This is a genomic window from Mesorhizobium sp. P3_A8, assembly GCF_056402995.1.
In genome coordinates this window covers 1-22135 of the sequence record NZ_JBFUGI010000020.1, presented here as the reverse complement: position 1 = coordinate 22135, position 22135 = coordinate 1, and the positions used below count along the sequence as shown (strand labels likewise).

The following is a 22135-nucleotide window of genomic DNA, read 5'->3' as shown; positions in this document are numbered from 1 at the left end:
TCCAGGCCGACGTCAGCCGGCCAGGTACTCTTCAGCACGCGCCAGCGCGGCGCGCTGTTCGGCTCGCGCGGCAAGCGCGCCTTCCAGCGTCACCGAAACGAAACGCGCGGGAGTGTGCGGCTGGAGCTGGGCGATCAGGTCCATGTCGGCCGAGATCACCACACCCAGCATCATGTAGCCGCCACCCGAAACCGCATCCCGGTGAAGGACGATCGGCTCCGTGCCACTCGGCACCTGGACGGATCCGTAGGGATAGCAGGCGTCGACGATGTTGGAGGGGTCGGAGCCCGCGCCGAAAGGCTGCTCGCGCTCAACGAACTCCAGCGGCGTCCCGCCCCGGAAGCGATAGCCGATGCGGTCGGCTTCGGGCGCGACCTTCCAGGTTTCCTCGAAGAACCGATTGCCGGCGGCTTCAGTAATCCGATGCCAGTACAGGCCAGGAAGCATTCTGAGTTCCGCCGGATTGTTCCGCGCGCGGTGCAGATTTGCGGGCAGAGAAAGACCGGCTTTGCCCGAGCCTTCACCTAAGGGGAGTTCATCGCCTGCCTTCAGCGTGCGGCCCTGATGGCCGCCGAGCGCGCCCAGAATGTAAGTCGAGCGCGAGCCGAGAACCACCGGCACGTCGATGCCGCCGGAGATGGCCAGATAAGCGCGCGCACCGCCCTTGAGGAAACCAAAGGAAAGCCGGTCTCCCGCCTTCACCGGAAAGCTCTCCCAGGTCGGCCGTTCCTCGCCATTGAGTTTGGGTGGGAGCTCTCCTCCCGTGACGGCGACGATCGCGGATTGGGTGAATTCGAGTTCGGGTCCCATGAAGGTGGCTTCGAGCACCGCGGCTCCCGGATCGTTGCCGACAAGCAGGTTCGCGATGCGTGTGGCAAAGCGGTCCATGCCGCCGCCTTCGGGGATGCCGACATGATAGTGGCCCGGTCGGCCAAGGTCCTGCACGGAAGTCGAAAGGCCGGGAGAGATTACCTTAACGGCCATTGATAAGCTCCATCAGCTTTGCATTGGTGCCGTAAATATCGCCGTTGAAGTCCTTCAGGCTGAAGGTGCACTCGCGAACCGTCGGTTGCCACCGATTGGCTTCGATTTCCTCCAGCGTGGCGTCGTAGTCATCGCGGCCAATGGCCTTGAACTTCACGATGTCGCCTGGCTTGAACAGGCACATATCATCGGAGAGGTAGCGCACCTTCATGGTCGGGTCGTAGATCGGTGCCGGGGTTATGCCATACATCTGGTAGCCGCCGGCGCCGCGCACCGAATAGATCGCTGCAAAGCAGCCGCCGTGGCCGATGGTGAGCTTGGGAGTGTCGGTGCGTGGACGCAGATATTTCGGCGCCTGAATCTGTTTCTTGCGCTCGACCATCTGGTACAGGAAGGGCAGTCCGGCGACGAAGCCGACCATGGACACGAACCAGGGCTGGCCGGAATAGGCCGCGATAAACTCTTCCACCGTGGCGTAGCCGTTGATGCGTGCCGAATATTCAAGATCGGTGGAGGTCGGGTCCTGGTGGCGCTCGCGGAAGCGCAAGCAGGTTTCACGCGTCCATGGATCCTGGAAGTAAACCGGCAGCTCGATGATCCGGGTCTTCAGAACCGGGTCTGCCTTTGAGGCCGCCTCTTCCATCGACTTCAGTTCGCTGAGCAAATCCTGCGGCTTGACGATGTCGGGGTCGAAGCGAATCTGGAAGCTGGCGTTGGCCGGGCAGATCTCGGTGACGCCTCTTATGTCTGCCGCACGCACCGCGTTGGTCATCGAAAGGCCGGTGAAGAAGGAGGTGAGCGACATCTCCTCGGACACCTCGCCGAAGATATGTTCGTCACCGCCGAAGTTGAATCGTATCGACATCGGTCCTCCTTAGCCCGCCAAAGTGGCGGCGTTTTCGATGAGCCAGCCTTCCAGCCAGCGTGTATGCACGTCTCCTGTCCGCACCGCCGGATCGGCGGCGAGCGCAAGAAACAGCGGCTTGGTGGTTTTGAGCCCGCCGATCTTCAACTCGTTGAGCGCGCGGATCAGGCGCATGATCGCAGCCTCGCGCGTCTCCGCATGCACGATCAGCTTGGCAAGCAGCGAGTCATAAAAGGGCGGCACCTGATAGCCTTGGTAGAGCATGGAATCGAAACGTACGCCCGGACCGCCGGGAATGCGAAGCTCGGCCACCTGCCCGGGGAAGGGAGCGAACTCCTTCGCCGGGTCTTCGGCATTGAGCCGGACTTCGATCGCATGGCCCTTGACGGAGACATCGCCCTGCCGAATCCGCAGCTTCTCGCCGCCGGCGATGCGAAGCATCTCGGCAACGAGATCGATGCCGGTGATCGCCTCGGTGACAGGGTGCTCGACCTGGATGCGGGTGTTCATCTCGATGAAGTAAAAGCGGTCGGCGTCATGATCATAGAGATACTCCACCGTGCCGGCACCAGAGTATCTGACCGCCTTGGCCAAAGCGACCGCCGAAGCGCAGAGTTCCTCGCGCAACCCGTCGGAAAGCGCGCGCGACGGCGCCTCTTCCCAAACCTTCTGGCGTCGCCGCTGCAGCGAGCACTCCCGCTCGTAGCAGTGGATGGCATTGCTTCCGTCCGCCAGGACCTGCACCTCGATATGGCGGGCCTTGCCGATCACCTTTTCCAAGTAGAGACCACCGTCGCCAAAAGCGGCGAGGGCTTCCGCTTCGGCCTGCGGAAAGGCCTGTTCGAATTCGGCGAGCGAGTTGGCAATGCGGATGCCCCGCCCGCCGCCGCCTGCCGCGGCCTTGATCATCACTGGAAAACCGGTTTCGGCCAGCACCTGGCGGCCAGCCTCGAGGCCTTCGACCCGGCCAGCCGAGCCTGGCACCACTGGGACACCGGCGGCGGCAGCGGCCGATCGCGCCGAGACCTTGTCTCCCATCATCCGGATCGCATCTCCCGACGGGCCGACGAAGACCAATCCAGCGCCTGTGACCGCGTCGGAGAACGCGGCATTCTCGGCAAGGAAACCATAGCCGGGGTGAACGCTGTCGCAACCGGTGTCACGGGCAGCCTTCAGAAGCGCTTCGATGTTGAGATAGGACTTCTTTGCTGCCGGTGGGCCGATATTGACCGCTTCGTCCGCAAGCTGGACGTGGAGCGACCCGGCGTCTGCGGCCGAGTACACCGCCACGGTGGCGATGCCCAGATCTTGTGCGGCCCGGATGATCCTGACCGCTATCTCGCCCCGGTTGGCAACCAGAAGCTTTTTCAGCATCAGTCGAGATCCGCGATGGGTGCGCCGGCCATGATGGGGTCCTCATTGTCGGCAAGGAAGCGGATGTTGGTACCGGCCGTCTCGGCCCTCACTTCGTGGAACGACTTCATCACTTCGATGAGACCGATTATGTCGCCGGCGGCGACCGCGTCGCCATCAGCCTTGTAGGGCGGCTGGTCTGGCGAAGCGCTCCGATAGAAAGTGCCGGGAAGAGGTGAAAGGATCTGGGCCATAAAAAGCTCCGGAAAACTGCAGACAGGCTAATTCGGAACCGCCCGCGCGGGCGGTTTTAAGTCGACTTCAGTGCCAAGGGGCGATTGCGGTGCGCACGGCCCTGGCTATTTCGATGGCGTTCGGCGTGTCGGAATGCACACAGATGGTTTCGCAGCGTACGGGGAAGAAACTGCCATCCTCTGCCGTGCCCTCGCGCTTGCTGATGGCGCGCACGCAACGCTCGGCCATCTCCGCGGGGTCCTTGGCGTCATGAACGCGTGTCAGGATCAGCTTGCCGGAGGCATCGTAGTCGAGATCGGCATAGAACTCGGCGACGAATGGGATACCGCGCTCCTGATAGATCTTCTCGTGCAGGGTGCCCGTCATGCCGAACAGGGGTACGCCGAAAACCTCTGCCGCGTCGCACACGCCATGGGCGATTGCCTCCTGCTGCATGGCCATGAAGTAAAGGCTGCCATGCGGCTTGATATGGTGGAGTTCCATACCCTCTGCCTTGAGGAAGCCGGCAAGCGCGCCCACCTGGTAAATGATGGTGTTCCTGACTTCGTCGCGGGTCATCCGCATCTCTCGCCGGCCGAAACCCTGAATGTCCGGCAAGCCTGGATGGGCGCCGATCTTTACGCTACTCGCCTTGGCGCTGCGGACGGCGGCGTGCATGTGATCGGGATCGGAAGCGTGAAAACCACAGGCGACATTGGCAACGTCGATGATCGGCATCATGCCGACATCATCGCCAACCTTATAAAGGCCAAAGCTTTCGCCCATGTCGCAGTTTAGCGTTACCGCCATCGCATTGTTACCCCTCGAAGCTGCCGTCTTTGCGGCGTTGCAGCATTTTTTGCGCATGCGGGGGCACTTGTGAAATAGTAGTTTATTGATTGTGATATCAAAAAAACAGATAATGGTTCTGGGCCGGGGCGCACCATGACCATCACATTGAAACAGTTGGATTATTTCATCGCCACCGCCGAGAGCGGACAGGTTAGTCATGCCGCGGTGGAACTCAACATCTCGCAATCGGCGGTCACTGCGGCGATCAAGACGCTGGAGGCTGACCTGGGCGTACGGCTTTTGGAGCGAAACCACGCTGGCGTAAGGTTGACGATGGAGGGCGCGCGGTTTCTTGAACATGCGCGTGTTATCACCGGGGCTGTCGCTGCCGCTGTCCGAAGCCCCTTGCGCGACAGGAAAGGCCTGGCGGGCAAGCTGCGGCTTGGTATGACCTACACCGTCGTCGGCTACTACATGTCGCGCCACTACACGCGGTTCCGAAAGACCTATCCCGAGATCGAGGTCGAGGTGCTGGAACTGCCCCGGGACGCTCTCGAAAGCGGCTTGATGTGCGGGGAGATCGACATGGCTGTGATGCTGGTGTCCAACCTGGCGCATACTGAGGAATTGGCGCAGGAGGTCTTGATGCGGTCGAATCGCCGGCTCTGGCTTTCGGCTGATCATCACCTGCTAGCACGGCCGGAAATCAGCCTCGCCGATGTGGCGGCGGAAGATTATGTCATGCTGACGGTGGATGAGGCACGCACCACGGCCGCCCGTTACTGGGATGCCGCGGGGCTTTCGCTCCGCACAGTCCTTACCACCAGTTCGGTCGAGGCCGTGCGCTCGCTCGTGGCTGCAGGCATGGGGGTCACTGTCCTGTCAGACATGGTCTACCGACCCTGGTCTTTGGAGGGGCAGCGCATCGAAGTGCGCCGGCTTGTCGAGCCCATCCCCAGCATGGATGTCGGCCTGGCATGGTCGCGTGACAGACCAATCGAGCCGGCGGCGGCGGCCTTCCGGGCCTTCATGTCCGTGACCATGGGCGGTGGCGGCTAGAGCAGTTCACCGTTTCACGGAAACGGCAACCTGCTCTAACTCTTTGTTTTGACGCAATTCCGGACGGAAAACCGTTTCCCACCTTTCCTGGAATTGGCTCTAACACTGACCGTCAGACAGACGCTTTGCCTCAGACTGGAGGAGCGTCCAGGCGTTTGGAGATCGAAACGATCCAGGCACGAAGTTCTGGTGCGAATGGCTTTTCCAGCGCCGCACGGTCCCAGGCGAGGAAATAGGCGTCGGACAACCTTATCCGCTGATCGAACGGCACGATGAGCCGACCTGCGGCGATATCGTCAGCGGCCATCGACAATTGCGCAAGCACAAACCCCTTTCCATTGATCGCAGCGTCGATCGCGGCGCTCGACAAGGAAAAGGCAACTTCACCTGATGTCTTTCGATGGGGTGCGCCGATCCTGCTTGCCCATTCAGCCCAACTTGGCGGCGATTGATGATCTCGAGCCCATTCTATGCCCAGGAGAGGAAAATCGAGGATATCCGAAGGCTTGTGGACAGGCCGATTGACCAGCAACCCTGGCGCACAGGCAGGCACCACCCAATCCGTGAACAGTTCGGTATAGTGATCGTAGTCGTGAACCTTGGTGCCGTATGAGATCCTGAAATCAACCTGATCCTTGTCGAAACGCGGCTCCTGCTCGGCGCCGACGAGACGCACCGTCGCGCCGGCGTGGCCTATTTGCCAATCCAGAAGCTTTGGCGCGATCCATTTGCTGGCGAGCGAGGGAAGGCAGGAAATGGTCAGCGCACTTTCCGATCGCGCCCGCTCGACGATGTGCTGGGCGTTGCGGATCTGGTCGAAACCCGACGAAATGGCCGCATGGTAGGTTCGTCCCCAAGACGTGAGGGCAACGTTCCTGCCACGGCGCTCGAGTAAACTGAGCCCGAGCACATCCTCCGCCTTGCGGATTTGCTGGCTGACCGCGCCGACGGAAACGCCAAGCTCGTTGGCTGCGGCCGTCACGCTGCCGCATCGACCGAAAGCCTCGAAGGCCTGTATCGCGCGCAGAGGGGGCGTTTTCTTCACCTGGGGATGATCCTGGGGTCGGCTTGCTTTAGCATTTCTAAAATAGAACGCAGATGCAAGCCCTATGTCGTCTGCCGTCCGGGAGCTATTCGTTTTGGCGTTCACAAGCTCGGGAGGACGCCATGTTTCTTCGAAACTGTTGGTACGTTGCCGCATGGGACCATGAGGTCACGGACCAGCTGAAGCCCACTCGAATCCTTGGCGAAGATATTGTCCTCTATCGCCGCACGGATGGTGCCGTGGCCGCCCTCGAAGACGCCTGCCCGCATCGCAAGTTGCCGCTGTCCATGGGCCGCATCAAGGGCGACATGGTAGAATGCGGCTATCACGGTCTGACCTTTGACAGCACTGGAACCTGCACGCGTGTGCCCGGTGCTGAAAAGATACCGCATGTCGCATGCGTTCGTTCTTATCCGATTGCCGAACGTTACGGACTGCTCTGGATATGGATGGGCGAAGCGGAAAAGGCCGATCCTGCTCTCATTTTCGAGGTCGATCACTGGGGCGATCCGATCTGGGGCGTCAATCGCGGCGAGTCGATGCTGCTCGATTGCAACTACCTCTACATGACCGACAACCTGCTCGATCCTTCCCATGTGTCATGGGTACACCAATCGTCTTTCGGCGGCGTTCAGGCAATGGAGGATGCGCCGCTCGAAACCACCGTGGGTACAGACGGCGTGACCGTGTGGCGCTGGGTGGTCGATGCCGCACCGGCGCCCTTCTATGCGCCTTTCCTCAAATTCTCCGGCAATTGCGACCGCAAGCAGCACTACGAGGTGCGCTACCCCTCCAACGCCATCATCAAGGCGATCTTCGTGCCGGCCCGCACCGGCGGCGAGGGCAAGCCGCTGCACGACGACGTGTTCCTCATGGACAGCTACAACTTCATGACGCCGGTCGATGAGAACCAGACGAAATATTACTGGTTCCAGATGCGCAATTTCGCCCCCGACGATCTGGAGGTTTCGCGCCAGTTTGCGACCTCCGTGCGCGGCGCGTTCGACGAGGACCGAGCCGTGCTCAATGCCGTGCACAAAGGCATGGCCAACAAGCGCACGCCCAATCTCGATCTCAAGATCGATGTCGGCCCGCTGCGCTTTCGCCGTAACCTGGCCAAGCTGATCGCCAGCGAGAGCCAGCAATTGGCGGCCGCCGAATGAACGCATTCGCCGCTCGCGACACCATCGCAAGAAGCGGGTTTCGCGACCTGAAAGTGGTCGCGAAGGTGCGCGAAAGCGCCGTCATCACGTCATTCCATCTCGAGCCGGTCAATCCACAGGACTGGCGCAACTTCCAGCCGGGCCAGTTCCTGGTGTTCCGGATTCCGGTAGCACGGGAGGCAGCCGGCGATAGGGGATATGTGCTGCGCAACTACAGCGTCTCCTGTTCCCCCGACAGCACTCGCTATCGGATCAGCGTGAAGCGCGAAGCAGCACCCGCGCCGGGGCTGCCCGACGGGGTAAGCTCGTGCTTCCTGCATGACCGGATCGAGGTCGGCGATGTGCTTCAGGCGGAAGGGCCGCGCGGCGATTTCGTGCTCGACAAGGCCAGCAACCGCCCAGTCGTGCTGCTCAGCGGTGGCGTCGGGCTGACGCCAATGGTGTCGATGCTGCACGCGCTGGCTTCGATGCTGGACCGCCGTGCCGTCTTCATCCACGCTTGCGAGAATGGGGGTGTGCATGCCTTGCGCGACGAGGTGACCGGCCTGGTCACGACCCGGCCCGGCCTGACCGCGCACTATTGCTACCGGTCTCCGTCCGAGCGTGACAAAGCCGAGCAGCGCTTCCACAGCGAAGGCATGATTTCGCGCGCGGTGCTGCAGCGCCTGCTGCCGATCGACGACTATGATTTCTACCTCTGTGGCCCACCGCCGTTCATGCAGGCGATCTACGCCCTGCTACGCGAGCTTGGCGTACCGAAGCATCGCATTGCCTACGAATTCTTCGGCCCGGCGACGGTGCTTGAGCCCGATGCCGTGCGAGCTCCCGCAGCTCCTGCAGAGCAGGCAAGGATCGAGCCGGCCGGGGAGGCGACAATCGTGGAATTCCGGAAGTCGGGCCGGACGGCCGTCTGGGATGGCTCGGCCGCATCATTGCTCGACTTCGCCGAGAACCAGGGTCTGTTGCCGGAGTTCAGCTGCCGGGCCGGCATCTGCGGCACATGCAAGTCGCGGCTGATCTCAGGCGACGTCACCTATTTCGAAGAACCGCTGGATGAGCTTGGGGCAGGCGAGGTGCTGCTGTGCTGCTCCAAGCCGCGCGGATCAGTCGTCCTGGATATTTGACAAGATCGTGATGCTGCGCATGGGCGCGGGGAAACGGAAGTCGGGATTTGGAACAGTCGGTCAAACCAGCGTCGAGCCTGCCGCTCAATCCGCATATCGCTGCCTTGCCGCCCTACAATGCCGGCATGAACATCGCGATGGCGCGGGCGCTGAGTGGCCGCCACGACATCGCGCGGCTGGCCAGCAACGAGAACCCGGATGGGTGTTCTCCCGCCGTCATGGCCGCATTGGCCTCCTCCTCCTTCGAGCCATGGCGCTATGCCGATCCGGCCTGCACGGCGCTGCGGGCAGCACTTGGCGAAAAACTGGCGGTCGATCCCCAGCTGATCGTTGCCGGCAATGGTTCCGAGGAGATGATCGCCGCCATCTCGCGCGCCGTCCTGGTGCCGGGCGCATCGGTCGTCACGACGGTGCCGAGCTTCGGCCTGCATGAGATAGAGCCGCTGGCGGCCGGTGCCGATGTCGTCAAGATTGCCATGACACCCGAGATGGGGTTCGATCTTGCCGCGCTCGAGACGGCGATCGCCGCCCGGCCGCGTATCGTTTTCATATCCTCGCCGTGGAACCCGGTCGGGCCGGGTCTCGACTATCCCAGCCTGCAACGGGTTATCGCCGCCGTGCGGCCCGGCACGCTTCTTGTCCTGGACGAGGCCTATTTCGAATTCGCCGATCCCGGCGCGCCCGACGGCATCGAAGTCCTGCGCGACAGCGGCATCGACCATGTGGTGCTGCGGACCTTCTCGAAGGCCTATGGCCTGGCGGGACTGCGCGTTGGCTATGCCGTCTGTTCCGGCCTCGAACTGGCAAGGGTGATCGCGGCCGCCAAGACGCCGTTCAACGTCAATGCGGCGGCGCAGACCGCCGCCATCGCGGCACTGGCCGACGAAAGCTGGATGAAGGCGTCGGCGGGCCGCATCAGGGCCGAGCGCGTGCGCACGGCCGCCGCACTTGCCGGCCTCGGCTTCGCGGTTGCCCAATCGCAAACGAACTTTCTGTTCTTCGACTGCAAGGGCGACAGCTCTAGCCTTGCCGCCGGTCTCCTGAAGCAGGGGATCATCGTCAAGGCGTGGCGCGAAGCCGGCTACGAGCACTATCTGCGCGCGACCATCGGCTTGCCGGCCGACAATGATCGGCTGATCACAGCGCTTCAGGGATTGGCGGGGCGATGAGCGGCCTCGCGTCTCCCAGGCAAACGAACTGGATCGAGCAAGCGGTGCCGTTATCGGTTGTCGACGCGATCCGCGATGTCGTTGGCGCACCGAATGTGCGCATCGGTGATGATGCCGGGGCGATCGACCTTGGTTCGAACGGGACGGATCGCGGCGCCGGCATCGTCGTTGCGGCTGCATCGACCGACGAGGTCGCGGCGGTGGTGCGCATCTGCTGCCAGAACGGGATTCCCATCGTGCCGCAAGGCGGGACGACCGGTCTGGTCGGCGGCAGCGTTTCGCGGCCGGGCGAGATCGTTCTTTCCCTGGTACGCATGAATCGCATCGAGCGGCTCGATCCGCTCGAACGCGTGGCCGTGGTCGGCGCCGGCGTCACCCTCGAGGCCCTGCGGATGGCCGCGCTCGAACAGCGGCTGGAACCGGGCATCGACCTTGCCGCGCGCGGCTCGGCGACGATCGGCGGCATGGTGTCCACCAACGCCGGGGGCGTGATGGCCTTTCGCCACGGCGTCATGCGCCACCGCGTGCTTGGCCTGGAGGCCGTGCTGGCCGACGGATCGGTCTATTCCGATCTGACCCGGGTGGTGAAGAATTCCGCCGGCTACGATCTGAAGCATCTCTTCATCGGCGCCGAGGGCACGCTTGGCATCGTCACCCGCGTGGTCGTCAAGCTCGACCCTTCGCCGCGAGCCACGGCCACCGCGCTTTTCGGGCTGCCGTCTGTCGAAGCGGCGCTGCAAACCATTCGCCTGGCGCTTGAATCGGATGCCGGGCATCTGCGCGCGGCGGAGGCGATGTGGACCTCGTTTTTCAGCATGGCCGCCGCCGCGCATGAATGGTCCGAACCCGGTGTGCCGCTCGACCAGCCGCTGTTCCTGCTGCTGGCGCTTGGCGGCGCCCGCGAAGAGGCGCTGCGCGAGGATTTCGAGCGGATCTATTCGGACGTGATGGAGCGCTATCCCGAAGCCACCGGCATCATTGCCGGCTCGCGGCGGCAAGAGGACGACCTGTGGCGGTTGCGCGAGGACACCGGTGTGCTCTATCGCGCCCATCCCAATGCGCCTTCCTTCGACGTTTCGGTGCCTCTGTCGGAAATTCCTGCCTATCTCGACAGAATCCTGCCCGGGCTCGCTGCGATCGAACCGGGTCTTGCGCCCTATGTCTTCGGGCACCTGGCCGATGGGAACCTGCATATCATCCTCAACCGTCAGGGTCCGCTGGCGCCTGACATGGCGGAGGCTGTCGAGGGCGTCCTGTATCACCGACTGCGGGAGATCGGCGGTTCCTTTTCCGCCGAGCACGGTGTTGGGTCCAAGCGCATCCATTCGCTGCTGGCGACGGCCGACCCGACGAAGCTCGCGGTGATGGAGCGGGTGAAACTTGCGCTGGACGATCAGTCGATCATGAACCCCGGCAAGGTGCTTCCCTCTGATGCCTGGTTCGTCCGGTCCTCAAGGCCGCTCCTTTCCGGTAATGAGCGCCGATTGCCACCTCAGCACGCGAGCGACCACAATGATGAATAGCCCCACGGTGGAACGACAGGGAATGAACGGATTGACCGCAACCGCCAGCGGTCCAGTGGGATCGACCATGCGCCATGATGAGCCAGCACCAGCCTACGCCTGTGATTTCGCCATCTTGCGCCAGGGATTTCGCGACGCAGCTGAGCGGGCGGGCGCGGAACTGTCTGAATATGTTCATCCGCTGAACGGCCCGGATGGCGAGACGCTGGCGACCGATGTGGCGCTGCTTGGCCGCCGCGATGCGCGCAAGCTGATCGTGCTCATCTCCGGCACGCATGGTGTCGAGGGCCCGTTCGGCTCGACCTGCCAGACCGCCTGGCTCGGCCAGAAGAACCTGCGGCGCCTGCCCGGCGACACGGCGATCCTTGCCATTCACCTCATCAATCCCTGGGGCACGGCATGGTCGCGGCGCGTCAACGAGGACAATGTCGACCTCAACCGCAACTTCATCGACTGGTCTTCGAGCACTCCGGTCAACAATGGCTATGCCGGCCTGCACGACGCCGTGGCCTATCGCGAGTGGGAAGGGCCGGACCGCATAGCGGCCGACGAGAAGCTCGCGGCCGCGCGCCAGAGGCTTGGGCATGCCGGGCTGGCGGCGATCGTCGAGGCCGGCCAGTATGAATTCGCCGACGGCATGTTCTACGGCGGTGGTGGCCCGGTCTGGTCGAACCGCACATTGAACGAAATCCTGAAGACCTTTGCCGGCGCGGCGCGCCAGGTCATCGTCTTCGACCTGCATACCGGAGCAGGACCATATGGCTATCCGGCTCTGCTTTCGGTCGCGAGCTCCGAACATGCCGGCCTTGCCTGGGGCAAATCCATTTTCGGGCCGGCGCTGGCAACAGTGCTGACCGGCCCAGGCGCCAAGACCGGCACCGGCATCGCGGCCACCGCGACCGGCTACGTCTCCGACGCTGTCCGAAGGGCCATGCCGGACGCACGCGTGCTGCCGCTTGTCGTCGAATGCGGCACGCTGGACGGGCCTGCCGTCATGGAGGCGGTGCAGGCAGACAACTGGCTGCATCTTTTCGGCAAGATCGAATCGCCGCTGGGCAAGCGGATCCGGGACACGCTGCGCGCTGCCTTCCTTCCGGATGACCCGGACTGGCAACGCACCTGCCTGTCCAGCAGCCTGCGCTATTTCGACCGTGCGCTGGCGGATCTAGGGACTGTCGAGGTAACCCAGGACGCGGCCATCGGCAGCGAACGGACGCGGCCGACCGTTGCCGCCGTGGCGGCGGATCCGGCGCCGACTGAAGAGGCGAAGATCGCCACGCCGGCCGTACAGATCGACGAGCTTCACAAGAGCTTCGGCCCGCTCCTGGTGTTGAAGGGCGTCAACCTCACGGCGCATGCCGGCGAAGTCATTTCCATGATCGGCTCGTCGGGCTCGGGCAAGAGCACGTTCCTGCGCTGCATCAATCTTCTGGAACAGCCGGATGGCGGCAAGGTCGCCATCGACGGCGAGGTGATCAAGATGAAGCCGCTGTCGAACGGTCGTCTAGGGCCAGCCGACATGGCGCAGGTCGAACGCATCCGTGCCCGCGTCGGCATGGTTTTCCAGAACTTCAATCTGTGGCCGCACATGACGGTGGTGGAGAACATCGTCGAGGCGCCCCGGCATGTGTTGAAGGAACCTCGCGACAAGGCCGTCGAACATGCGCACGCTCTGTTGAAGAAGGTCGGGCTCGCCGACAAGCACGCCCACTATCCGGGCCAGCTGTCAGGCGGCCAACAGCAACGCGCCGCGATCGCGCGCACGCTGGCGATGCGTCCCAAAGTCATCCTCTTCGACGAACCGACATCGGCGCTCGATCCCGAGTTGGTCGGCGAGGTGCTGCGGGTGATCCGTCAACTGGCGGAGGAAGGCAACACCATGATCCTCGTGACGCACGAGATGCAGTTCGCGCGCGAGGTCTCCCACAAGGTTCTGTTTCTCCACCAGGGAAAGGTGGAGGAAGAGGGTGCGCCAGCGGAGCTGTTCGGCAGCCCGCGCTCGGAGCGTCTGCGCCAATTCCTGGCACGGACACTGTGAGGGAAGCCCGCATTCTCGAAGCGTCCGGTTTGCACCGGACAACGGCAATGAAGACCAACAACAAGGGGAACTGATATGAAATTGAAAGTCTTGACGCTGCTCGCATGTCTCGCGGGAAGCATGGGAAGCGCATTGGCGGCCGAGGGCGAGTTGTCCATCGGAACGGAAGGCGCCTACCCGCCGTGGAGCATGTCCGACGCCAATGGCAACGTCACCGGTTTCGACGCCGATGTCGGCGCGTTGCTCTGCACCAAACTCGCAGTGACGTGCCATTTCGTCGTGCAGGCCTTCGACGGCCTCATTCCGGCACTGAAGGCCAAGCGCTTCGACGTCATCATCTCGGGCATGTCGATCACCGCTGACCGCAAGAAGGAGATCAACTTCAGCGTCGGATACGCCGAACTGGCCAACATGTTCGTCGCTGCAAAGGGCTCGGATCTTGCGGGCGTTACCGACGTCGACACACTGCTGAAATCGCTCGATGGCAAGAAGGTCGGCGTGCAGGCTGGAACGACCCACGCGCATTTTCTTGAGAAGCGGGCGCCGAATGCCGACCTGAAAACATACGATACGCTCGACCAGATGCAGATCGACCTTGCGAGCGGCCGCATCGACACTGCTTTCGCGGATCAATCCGCATTGCAGGACTTCCTCGACAAACCGGATGGCAAAAACTTTCAGCTGGTCGGCGTCAAGATCCAGAGCACGTTCGATCCCACGCTTGGCGAGGGCATCGGCGTTGGCATCGCGCAGGAGAACACTGAGCTCAAGGCCAAGATCGACAAGGCGCTTTGCGCGCTGATCGCCGACGGCTCGATCGGCAAGGCCAGCCAGAAATGGTTCAAATCGGACATTTCCCGGCCCTGCAACTAACGGCGTTCAAAACCACATCGCATGCGCCTGGCCAAGCCAGACGCATGCGAAAGTCGGGCTTGGCGCTCGTCTGATGGCGCCGGCCCCGGGGCTGGCAATCTCGGCCAGCGCGGTTCGCATGCAAATTTGTCTCGTTCGCGCAGTAGATCTAGGGCAACTCAGATGGAATTCGGCCTCTGGCAGGTTTGGGAAGGTGGTTGGGTGACCGCTATTCTGCGGGGCGCTGCCGTGACGACCGCGGTAGGTTTGTCCAGCATGGTTGCCGGGCTGCTGATTGGCGTCGTCTGTGGTCTGATCAAATGGGCCAGGATGTTCCCGCTCTCGCTTCTGGTGGACGGATATACTTCCGTGGTCAGGGGCGTCCCCGAACTGCTCGTTATCTACCTTCTGTTTTTCAGTTCGGTTGAATTCGTGACGAAGGTCATCACTGCCTTCGGCTATGCCGGGCTGGCGGAGAGCGGTTATGCGTTCGTCATCGCCGTGATCGCCATTGCTGCGATCTCGGGCGCCTACTCGACCGAGGTGATCCGGGGGGCATTGGCGTCGATTCCCAATGGGCACATCGAGGCTGCGCGAGCCCTTGGCCTGCCAGCCAGTCGGATATTTCGCCGCATCATAGCTCCGCAGATGCTGCGCATCGCGGTTCCGGGCATAAACAATGTCTGGCAGACCACGATCAAGGACACGGCCCTGGTTTCAGTGGTTGGGCTTCAGGAGCTGATGCGTATTTCCTACATCGGTGCGAACTCCACCCGCCACCCGTTTGTCTTTTATCTGATTGCGGCGGTTGTCTATCTGGTCATCACGCTTGTCAGTCAGGCCGGTTTCGATGGGATCGAACGCCTGCTGCGAATCCGGGCGAGGAGGTAGGACCATGGAACTCATCCAGCTCGCGATTCCGGTTCTCCTCAAGGGCCTGTGGGTCACAGCCGCGCTGACACTGGTTTCGGTGCTCATAGGCTTCAATCTCGGCCTGGGATTGGCGTTGATGAGGCTATCGTCAAACGGCTTGTTGGCCGGCTTTGCCAAAGGCTACAGCAATGTCTTCCGCGGCACTCCGCTGCTGGTTCAGATATTCATCTTTTACTACGGCCTCGGCGAGGTCAGCCTGATCAGGGACAATGCCCTCTTATGGTGGGTGATCAGCGACGGCTCTCGGTGCGCCGTACTGGCGTTGGCGCTCAACACCGCAGCCTATACGTCCGAGATTTTGCGGGGAGGGTTGATGTCGGTGCCAGTCGGCCTTGTCGAAGCTGCCCAGGCTTGCGGCATGTCGCGCGTTCTGCGCTTTCGCCGCATCGAGTTCCCGCTTGCGATCCGCCAAGCCCTCCCAGCCTATGGAAACGAGCTCATCCTTGTGGTCAAGGGCACGAGCTTGGCCTCCACGATCACCGTGCTGGAAATCACCGGCTATGCCAAGCGGCTCATGAGCCAGACCTTCGCGATTTTCGAAATCTTCGCCATTGCCGGATTGCTCTATCTGGTGGTCAATCTGTCGTTGATTGCGATCATCCGCCTGTTGGAGCGTTTTCTCATGCGGCATGAGACGCAATCTCGCCAAGGAATTAGCGCACCTCGCCCGGAGGAATCCGCGGCCGTTTTGTAACGCGCTCCTGGCGTCGGACACCGGCGGCTCTGGCGAACTGCGTTCGGCCGGTGATTGGACCTTTAGCAACCCGTCATTTCTGGCGAAACGCCGAGTGGAACGACACAACCAGCGGGCCCAGTATGTAGTCGAGCGCGGTGCGTTCCTCGGTGACGATCATGACCGACGCCGGCATGCCTGGATAAAGGGCGATCTGGGGGGCCGCCGCCAATTCCACCGGATCGACGGCCACGTCGGCGAGATAGTAGGGAAACCCGGTCTTGCTGTCGGTAATGCGATCCGCCGAAATGCGGGTGACGCGGCCATGGATTATGGGTATCGAGCGCTGCTTGTAGGATGTGAACCGAACTTCGGCGGCCATGTCGGGTCGCAGGTTCGATATGTCCTCGACGCGAATCTGCGCCTGGACGATCAGTGAATTCTCGGTCGGCACGATGTCGAGGATGGTCTGGCCCGGGGAAACGATGGCGCCGATCGAGAAGACGCTGAGATCCATCACCTGGCCGTCATAGGGCGCGCGGACTTCGGCCCGGTCCATGGCAGCCTGGGCGGCAAACATCTTTGGCACGAGGTCGGCAAGGTTCGATTGCGTTTCGATCAGCATCGCCGACAGCTTGGCTCGGCGTTCAAAGGTCAATTGCGCGATCTGGCTCTGCAGTTCGGCCTTGCTCTGTTGGCTGCCGCCGATCGCGCCGAGGTTCTCGTCGATCAGGCCCTGCAGATCCGAGGCGGACCTTTCCAGTTCCAGGATGCGTGGGCGGGTCGTCAATCCGGCCTTGAGCAGCTTTGACAGGCTGGCCTTCTCGTCGATCGTCGATTGCAGCTGGGCCTGGTAGGATTCGACCCGGGACTGCTTGCCCTGGATCTGCTCCTCGAGCTCGGCAATCCGCCGCTCGAGGATCTGTCTGGCGCCGGCCATCGAGGCACGCTGGCTTTCCAGGTCGGCGATCTGGTTTGCCATCGCATCCCTGAGATAGTCCTCGTGCTCTTTGAGAATGTCCTTGGGAAAGGCAACAGCCGCGCTGCCGTCCAGTTCGGCCCGGATCCTGGCATCGGTTGCCCGCAACAGTGCATATTGCTGGGCGTAAAGATTGAACTCGGACCGAATCCTGGTGTCGTCCAGCTTCAGCATGACGTCGCCCTTCCTGACGACGTCGCCATCCTTGACGCGGATCTCCTTCACCGTACCGCCGTCGAAGTGCTGTACGCTCTTGCGATTGCCTTCCACCTTGACGATGGCGTCCGCGAGCACGGCGCCGTTCAGCGGGGCAAAGGCCGCCCAGCCGCCGAAGATGCCGAAGAAGGCGACGATGATCAGCAGGCCGACATAGGCCGGCACCCGGATCGAATCCGGAGCCAGCATGCCGGTCTCGCCAGGCAGGCTCTTATAGGTAAGGGCGCCGTCGCTCATCGATCTCTCCGGCCACAGCTCATTGGGTTGCCACCGCCATTGGAGCCGCGCGCTGGTTGAGCAGCGCCACGATCTCGTTTCTCATGCCGAAGGCCTCGACGGCGCCATCGCGCAACAGAAGGATCTTGTCGACATTCGCCAAGGTAGAGGGCCGGTGCGAGACGATGATCACCGTGCTGCCGCGGCGCTTCAGCTCAATCGCGCAGTCGCTCAGCGCACGGTCGCCATCGGCGTCGAGATTGGAGCTCGGCTCGTCGAGAATGATCAAGTTCGGCGTTCCGAACACCGCCCGGGCAAGAGCGATCCGTTGCCGGTATCCTCCCGAAAGAACTGCGCCGCCTTCGCCGATCTGGGTCTCGTAGCCCTGCGGCAGGCGGATGATCATCTCGTGCACACCGGCGAGCCGCGCGGCCTCGATCACCTCCTGGTCGACATTGGTCTTGAAGCGGCCGATGTTGGCGGCGACCGTATCGGAGAAGAGCTCGATATCCTGCGGCAAGTAGCCGATATGGTCGCCGAGCGCGTCATGCCCCCATTGCGACAGGTCGGCGCCATCCAGCCTGACTGTGCCGCGGCTGGGTTGCATGACGCCGGCAAGGTGACGTGCCAGCGTCGATTTGCCCGCGCCGGAAGGGCCGACGATCCCCAGTGCCTCGCCTGCTTCCAGCCGGAACGATACGTCCCGCAGAAGCACCTTCTGCTGGCTGGCAATTGCAAAGCTGACCTGCTCGACCGAAATCTTGCCGCTCGGCTTTGGCAGGTTAAACGATCTTTCGTTCCGCGCGCCACCGTCGACCAGCTTCTCGACCCTTGCCAACGCCGCCCGCGCCAGGATCAGGCTGCGCCAGAGGCCGACGATCTGCTCGACCGGCTGCAACCCCCGACCCAGCAGGAGGCTCGCCGCGAACATGGTGCCGCCGGTAATCTGCCGTTCGATGACCAGATAGGCGCCGAGGCCGAGGATCAGCGACTGCATGGTGAGCCGCAGGAAACGGATCAGGCCCGACATCAGGGCGGCACGGTCGCTTGCCTCCGCCTGGCGCCGCAGCGCCAGGTTGCGGTCGCGCCCCCAGCGGCGGATGAGACCGTCGATCATCCCCATGGCGCGAACGACTTCGGCGTTCCTGAGGCTCATCTCGGTGAAGTTATAGTTGGTCGTCGCCAGTTCGTTGGCCTGCTTCAGCGGCGAGCGCACGAGATACTCGTTGAGCACCGCCATGCCGATCAAGAGCAGCGAGCAGCCCAGTGCGAAGAAGCCGAGCCACGGATGCAGCAGGAAGATGATGCCGATGTAGATAGGCGACCATGGCAGGTCGAACAGGGCGTGGATGCCGCTGCCGGTGATGACCTGCCGGAACGTGTCGAAGTCTCGGATAGGCTGGCTCGGCGAGGAGCCGGGCGATGGGGTTTCGACCGACGCGGCGAGGATCTTGGCCGACAGCAGCCGGTCGAGCCGCGCACTGGCACGCGTCAGTATCCAGGCGCGTACCAGGTCGAGGCCTGCCAGCGAAAGAAAGGCCGCCAGCAACACCAGGGTCAGCATTACCAGTGTGGTTTCGCTGCCGCTTGTGACAACCCGGTCGTAGATCTGCAGCATGTAGAGCGGGGAGGCCAAATAGAGCAGATTGATCGCCAGGCTGAATGCCGCCGCAACCAGAAAATAGCGGCGGCATGCCCGAAGCGCATCCTTCACAATTCGAGACTTGCTATCCACTTCCAGAACCCCACTCGATACTTTGTCAGGTAAGCCGCCGCTGACGGCGGCCCTTTTTGGTTCACACCACGAAGTCGTTTGAAATCGCCCCATCGCCGATGCCGGTGAGCGTGAATTCCGCCGGATTGTACGAAACGACGGTATGGCCCTGGCCATCATCGGCAAGTTTGAACGCGTTCGCATCATAGCTGCCGACCAGATGCAACGCGGCGCCATGGGTGCCATCCGAAACGGTCAGCGTTCCGCCGCTGCCATCCTGGTTTGCCTGATAGACGGCCGTCGTTCCCGCACCGAACAGGATGTCCCTAAGGTCCAGCCTGTCATCATTGGTGATGCCGCCGATCCGGCCGCTGTAATCGAAGGAATCGTCGAGTTGCAGCGTGCCGGCAGCGTCGTGGCCGAAGGTGACGTCGGTCGACGAAGCGGCGCCGAACTCGAGCTTCGACAGATTGCCGATGGTGGCATCGCCGTCGCCGGTAACCTGGCCATGGATGACGATGTCGCCGCCATTGGCCCAGAGCATGCCTGAATTCGCCAGGCCGCCGGCGACCGTCAAGCCGCCCGAACCCGTTGCTTCCAGCGTTCCGGAGTTGATGACGACGCTGCCACCGGTATCGATGACCAGCGCGTTCGAGCCGGAGGCGATGATGGTTCCCCTGTTGTCGAGGCTCAGCATCCCGCCGCCCAGCTGGCCGGCGCCGGAGATCGTGTTGTCGACATTGACCAGAGTGACGTCCGGCCCGGTGCCGGAGATGACGTTGGTGGCGCTGTCGGACAGCAGGATCTGTCCGCCACCCTGCAGGGTCATGCCATGCTGGATGACCTGCAGCAACGTATCGCCGCCGGTCGAGTCGAGCGAGATGAGACCGCTGTTGTTGATAATGCCGCTGAGCGGCAGCAAAGCGCCGTCGCCGATCGTCATGGTGCCGGAATTGTTAACTACCGGTGTCTGGTCGAAGACGAAATTGCTGCCGGTCAGCGCGTCCGAGTGCACGCCGTCCAGCGTGATCGACTGTCCGTCGCCGAGCGTTATCACCGCATTGCCATGGGCATCGTCGGCGATATGCGTCTGGAGGTCGGCAAAGTCTGCCAATCCGTTGTAGCCGATGAGATCGATCTGGTCGGCGGCCGCATCGAAATTGTGCACCGTGTCGGCGCCGATCGGTTGCGAGAAGACAAAGAGATCGTTGCCGTGGGAGCCGGTCAGCACGTCGTCGCCGGACCAGGCAAAGATCGGCGAACCCGGAGCGTAGGCCTCGACATTGTCGGCGACCGACGCTGTGCCCACCGTGCCGTCGGCGTTGATCCAGGTCATCTGGACGTCGAGCACGGCTGCCCCGGTGAAACTGGCCGGTGTGGTGACGGTCAGCCCGTGCAGGTCGCTGGTCTGTGTCGTCCAGCTTCCGTCGGCATTGTGGGTCGCACCGTCGATCGTCCAGCCCGAAGGCACGTCCTTCACCGTGAGGGTGATGAGTGCACCTTCATGCGATGGATCGGTCAGGGCGAGATTGATGGGCTCGCCGGACGTGCCTGCGGGTTTGAGGCCTGACTGGGTTTTCGCTGCGTTTGTATGCCCTGTGGTGTCCGTGAATGCTCCGCTATCGATATTAAGCGTGTAGGACGAGCCGTTGTTGCTTCCAGCGCCCTTGTCGACTTGGAACGTATACTGAGTGTGGGCTGCATTGAAGCTTCCCGACCCCGCGATCACGCTGACATTCGGCAGGCCGGTGACATGCATCACGTCCGAGAGATTCACAAAATTCGCGTTGACCGCCGAAGCAAACGTTATCTTCACGGTGCTTGGCGCTGCGTTGTTTCCTTGGGCGCCGTCCACGACGGAGGAAATCAACGTAGCACTGACGTCGTCTGTGCCATTCACGGTGACGGTGACGGTCTGGGTGTCCGAGGCTGCATTGTTGTCGGTGCTCTGGACCGTGTAGGTGAGCGTCAGCGACTGGCCGACAGCAAGATAGTCGAATGCCTGCGTGCCGGAATTGAAGGTCCAGCCGAGGTTGTGGGTGTCCGCCGGATTGGCGGCCAAGCCCGATGTCGGCGAAACAGCCATCATGGCAAGAAGCTGGGCGTTGGTCAGACCAAGGCCAGCCGTCGTTCCCGAAGCCACGACAGTCGTGACCGAAGAACTCACCGTGTCGGAGAGATCGGCATCGGTCACCGTCAGCGTGCCCGTGGTCGAGAGGCCGGCATTGGTTTCCGTCAGGGTCGCCGATGCAGTGTCCGGCGTCCCCGTTCCAACAAGATGAATATCCGGCGCATCGTTGGTGCCATTCACGGTCACCGTCACGGTCTGGGTGTCCGAGGCTGCATTGTTGTCGGTGCTYTGGACCGTGTAGGTGAGCGTCAGCGACTGGCCGACAGCAAGATAGTCGAAKGCCTGCGTGCCGGAATTGAAGGTCCAGCCGAGGTTGTGGGTGTCCGCCGGATTGGCGGCCAAGCCCGATGTCGGTGTAACAGCCATCATGGCAAGAAGCTGGGCGTTGGTCAGACCAAGGCCAGCCGTCGTTCCCGAAGCCACGACAGTCGTGACCGAAGAACTCACCGTGTCGGAGAGATCGGCATCGGTCACCGTCAGCGTGCCCGTGGTCGAGAGGCCGGCATTGGTTTCCGTCAGGGTCGCCGATGCAGTGTCCGGCGTCCCCGTTCCCACAAGATGAATATCCGGCGCATCGTTGGTGCCGGTGATGGTCACCGTCACCGTCCCCGTCGCCGTGCCGTCCTGGCTCGTCACCGTGAAGGTGTCGGTCACGACCTGACCCGCGGTCAGTTCGTTGTGGGCGCCGTTGCCGGCGTAGCTCCAGGCGCCGTCGGCGTCGATCGAGAAGTCGCCATAGATGCCGGCCGTACTGGCCTGCGCCACCACATGCGCTTCACCCGTGTCTGGGTCGGTGATCGTCAGCTGGCCGCCGGTGTTCAGCGCCGCCGCCGTGTCGCCTTCGGTCACGGACTTCGAGTCCGAGCTCACCGTCGCCGCATCGTTGGTGCCGGTGATGGTCACSGTCACCGTCCCCGTCGCCGTGCCGTCCTGGCTCGTCACCGTGAAGGTGTCGGTCACGACCTGGCCCGCGGTCAGTTCGTTGTGGGCGCCGTTGCCGGCGTAGCTCCAGGCGCCGTCGGCGTCGATCGAGAAGTCGCCATAGATGCCGGCCGTACTGGCCTGCGCGCGC

At 62.6% G+C, this 22135-nt stretch carries 18 protein-coding genes; 9 read left to right on the top strand and 9 right to left on the bottom strand.

Features of this window, described 5'->3' with window-relative positions; genetic code table 11:
- Window positions 1-12 precede the first annotated feature (12 nt).
- The 5 genes from AC1DX4_RS32190 to pxpA form a co-directional block, all read right to left on the bottom strand.
- Window positions 13-984, bottom strand: a complete 972-nt coding sequence (locus AC1DX4_RS32190; RefSeq protein ID WP_477224157.1) for a 5-oxoprolinase subunit C family protein — start codon at window positions 982-984, stop codon at window positions 13-15.
- Window positions 974-1849 carry a 5-oxoprolinase subunit B family protein gene (locus AC1DX4_RS32185; protein WP_477224156.1) on the bottom strand — a complete coding sequence of 292 codons (876 nt, stop codon included), beginning with the start codon at window positions 1847-1849 and terminating at the stop codon, window positions 974-976. The genes AC1DX4_RS32190 and AC1DX4_RS32185 overlap by 11 nt, the downstream gene beginning before the upstream one ends.
- Window positions 1850-1858: 9 nt before the next feature.
- Window positions 1859-3223, bottom strand: a complete 1365-nt coding sequence (locus AC1DX4_RS32180; protein WP_477224155.1) for an acetyl-CoA carboxylase biotin carboxylase subunit — start codon at window positions 3221-3223, stop codon at window positions 1859-1861.
- The gene (locus AC1DX4_RS32175) at window positions 3223-3456 is read right to left on the bottom strand and encodes an acetyl-CoA carboxylase (RefSeq protein WP_477224154.1); all 234 of its coding nucleotides are present in this window, start codon (window positions 3454-3456) and stop codon (window positions 3223-3225) included. The genes AC1DX4_RS32180 and AC1DX4_RS32175 overlap by 1 nt, the downstream gene beginning before the upstream one ends.
- 67 nt (window positions 3457-3523) lie before the next feature.
- Complete coding sequence (gene pxpA, locus AC1DX4_RS32170; RefSeq protein ID WP_477224153.1) at window positions 3524-4246, bottom strand: 5-oxoprolinase subunit PxpA; 723 nt, start codon at window positions 4244-4246, stop codon at window positions 3524-3526.
- A 135-nt stretch (window positions 4247-4381) separates the two neighbouring features.
- Between pxpA and AC1DX4_RS32165 the strand changes: the two genes are divergently transcribed.
- Window positions 4382-5287: a LysR family transcriptional regulator gene (locus AC1DX4_RS32165; RefSeq protein WP_477224152.1), complete on the top strand. Its 906-nt coding sequence runs from the start codon at window positions 4382-4384 to the stop codon at window positions 5285-5287.
- A gap of 130 nt (window positions 5288-5417) precedes the next feature.
- Here AC1DX4_RS32165 and AC1DX4_RS32160 read toward each other — a convergent pair whose 3' ends face one another.
- On the bottom strand, window positions 5418-6488 hold the full coding sequence (locus tag AC1DX4_RS32160) for a LysR family transcriptional regulator (RefSeq protein ID WP_477224151.1): 1071 nt from the start codon (window positions 6486-6488) through the stop codon (window positions 5418-5420).
- Here AC1DX4_RS32160 and AC1DX4_RS32155 point away from each other — a divergent pair.
- The 8 genes from AC1DX4_RS32155 (at window position 6455) to AC1DX4_RS32120 (ending at window position 15828) form a co-directional block, all read left to right on the top strand.
- Window positions 6455-7495: an aromatic ring-hydroxylating dioxygenase subunit alpha gene (locus AC1DX4_RS32155; RefSeq protein ID WP_477224150.1), complete on the top strand. Its 1041-nt coding sequence runs from the start codon at window positions 6455-6457 to the stop codon at window positions 7493-7495. The genes AC1DX4_RS32160 and AC1DX4_RS32155 overlap by 34 nt on opposite strands.
- On the top strand, window positions 7492-8619 hold the full coding sequence (locus AC1DX4_RS32150) for a 2Fe-2S iron-sulfur cluster-binding protein (protein WP_477224149.1): 1128 nt from the start codon (window positions 7492-7494) through the stop codon (window positions 8617-8619). The genes AC1DX4_RS32155 and AC1DX4_RS32150 overlap by 4 nt, the downstream gene beginning before the upstream one ends.
- Window positions 8620-8666: 47 nt before the next feature.
- The gene (gene hisC / locus AC1DX4_RS32145; protein WP_477224148.1) at window positions 8667-9788 is read left to right on the top strand and encodes a histidinol-phosphate transaminase; all 1122 of its coding nucleotides are present in this window, start codon (window positions 8667-8669) and stop codon (window positions 9786-9788) included.
- Window positions 9785-11311, top strand: coding sequence for an FAD-binding oxidoreductase (locus AC1DX4_RS32140; RefSeq protein ID WP_477224147.1), 1527 nt, complete (start codon window positions 9785-9787; stop codon window positions 11309-11311). Before hisC ends, AC1DX4_RS32140 begins: the two co-directional genes overlap by 4 nt.
- Window positions 11312-11378: 67 nt before the next feature.
- Window positions 11379-13349 carry a DUF2817 domain-containing protein gene (locus AC1DX4_RS32135; RefSeq protein WP_477224206.1) on the top strand — a complete coding sequence of 657 codons (1971 nt, stop codon included), beginning with the start codon at window positions 11379-11381 and terminating at the stop codon, window positions 13347-13349.
- A 75-nt stretch (window positions 13350-13424) separates the two neighbouring features.
- Entirely contained in the window at window positions 13425-14222 is a 798-nt protein-coding gene (locus AC1DX4_RS32130) for a transporter substrate-binding domain-containing protein (RefSeq protein ID WP_477224146.1), read from the top strand.
- Between the two features lie 162 nt (window positions 14223-14384).
- Entirely contained in the window at window positions 14385-15092 is a 708-nt protein-coding gene (locus AC1DX4_RS32125; RefSeq protein WP_477224145.1) for an ABC transporter permease, read from the top strand.
- A gap of 4 nt (window positions 15093-15096) precedes the next feature.
- The gene (locus tag AC1DX4_RS32120) at window positions 15097-15828 is read left to right on the top strand and encodes an ABC transporter permease (protein WP_477224144.1); all 732 of its coding nucleotides are present in this window, start codon (window positions 15097-15099) and stop codon (window positions 15826-15828) included.
- 73 nt (window positions 15829-15901) lie between these two features.
- Here AC1DX4_RS32120 and AC1DX4_RS32115 read toward each other — a convergent pair whose 3' ends face one another.
- The 3 genes from AC1DX4_RS32115 to AC1DX4_RS32105 form a co-directional block, all read right to left on the bottom strand.
- On the bottom strand, window positions 15902-17239 hold the full coding sequence (locus tag AC1DX4_RS32115) for an HlyD family type I secretion periplasmic adaptor subunit (RefSeq protein WP_477224143.1): 1338 nt from the start codon (window positions 17237-17239) through the stop codon (window positions 15902-15904).
- Between the two features lie 19 nt (window positions 17240-17258).
- Window positions 17259-18953, bottom strand: coding sequence for a type I secretion system permease/ATPase (locus tag AC1DX4_RS32110; RefSeq protein ID WP_477224142.1), 1695 nt, complete (start codon window positions 18951-18953; stop codon window positions 17259-17261).
- A gap of 61 nt (window positions 18954-19014) precedes the next feature.
- Window positions 19015-22135 (bottom strand): beta strand repeat-containing protein (locus tag AC1DX4_RS32105; protein WP_477224141.1); only part of this gene is annotated, 3121 nt, incomplete at its 5' end.

Coding starts and splice junctions, on each gene's coding strand:
- AC1DX4_RS32190 (WP_477224157.1), bottom strand. CDS start 984: ATGGCCGTTAAGGTAATCTCTCCCGGCCTTTCGACTTCCGTGCAGGAC.
- AC1DX4_RS32185 (WP_477224156.1), bottom strand. CDS start 1,849: ATGTCGATACGATTCAACTTCGGCGGTGACGAACATATCTTCGGCGAG.
- AC1DX4_RS32180 (WP_477224155.1), bottom strand. CDS start 3,223: ATGCTGAAAAAGCTTCTGGTTGCCAACCGGGGCGAGATAGCGGTCAGG.
- AC1DX4_RS32175 (WP_477224154.1), bottom strand. CDS start 3,456: ATGGCCCAGATCCTTTCACCTCTTCCCGGCACTTTCTATCGGAGCGCT.
- pxpA (WP_477224153.1), bottom strand. CDS start 4,246: ATGGCGGTAACGCTAAACTGCGACATGGGCGAAAGCTTTGGCCTTTAT.
- AC1DX4_RS32165 (WP_477224152.1), top strand. CDS start 4,382: ATGACCATCACATTGAAACAGTTGGATTATTTCATCGCCACCGCCGAG.
- AC1DX4_RS32155 (WP_477224150.1), top strand. CDS start 6,455: ATGTTTCTTCGAAACTGTTGGTACGTTGCCGCATGGGACCATGAGGTC.
- AC1DX4_RS32160 (WP_477224151.1), bottom strand. CDS start 6,488: ATGCGGCAACGTACCAACAGTTTCGAAGAAACATGGCGTCCTCCCGAG.
- AC1DX4_RS32150 (WP_477224149.1), top strand. CDS start 7,492: ATGAACGCATTCGCCGCTCGCGACACCATCGCAAGAAGCGGGTTTCGC.
- AC1DX4_RS32140 (WP_477224147.1), top strand. CDS start 9,785: ATGAGCGGCCTCGCGTCTCCCAGGCAAACGAACTGGATCGAGCAAGCG.
- AC1DX4_RS32135 (WP_477224206.1), top strand. CDS start 11,379: ATGCGCCATGATGAGCCAGCACCAGCCTACGCCTGTGATTTCGCCATC.
- AC1DX4_RS32130 (WP_477224146.1), top strand. CDS start 13,425: ATGAAATTGAAAGTCTTGACGCTGCTCGCATGTCTCGCGGGAAGCATG.
- AC1DX4_RS32125 (WP_477224145.1), top strand. CDS start 14,385: ATGGAATTCGGCCTCTGGCAGGTTTGGGAAGGTGGTTGGGTGACCGCT.
- AC1DX4_RS32120 (WP_477224144.1), top strand. CDS start 15,097: ATGGAACTCATCCAGCTCGCGATTCCGGTTCTCCTCAAGGGCCTGTGG.
- AC1DX4_RS32115 (WP_477224143.1), bottom strand. CDS start 17,239: ATGAGCGACGGCGCCCTTACCTATAAGAGCCTGCCTGGCGAGACCGGC.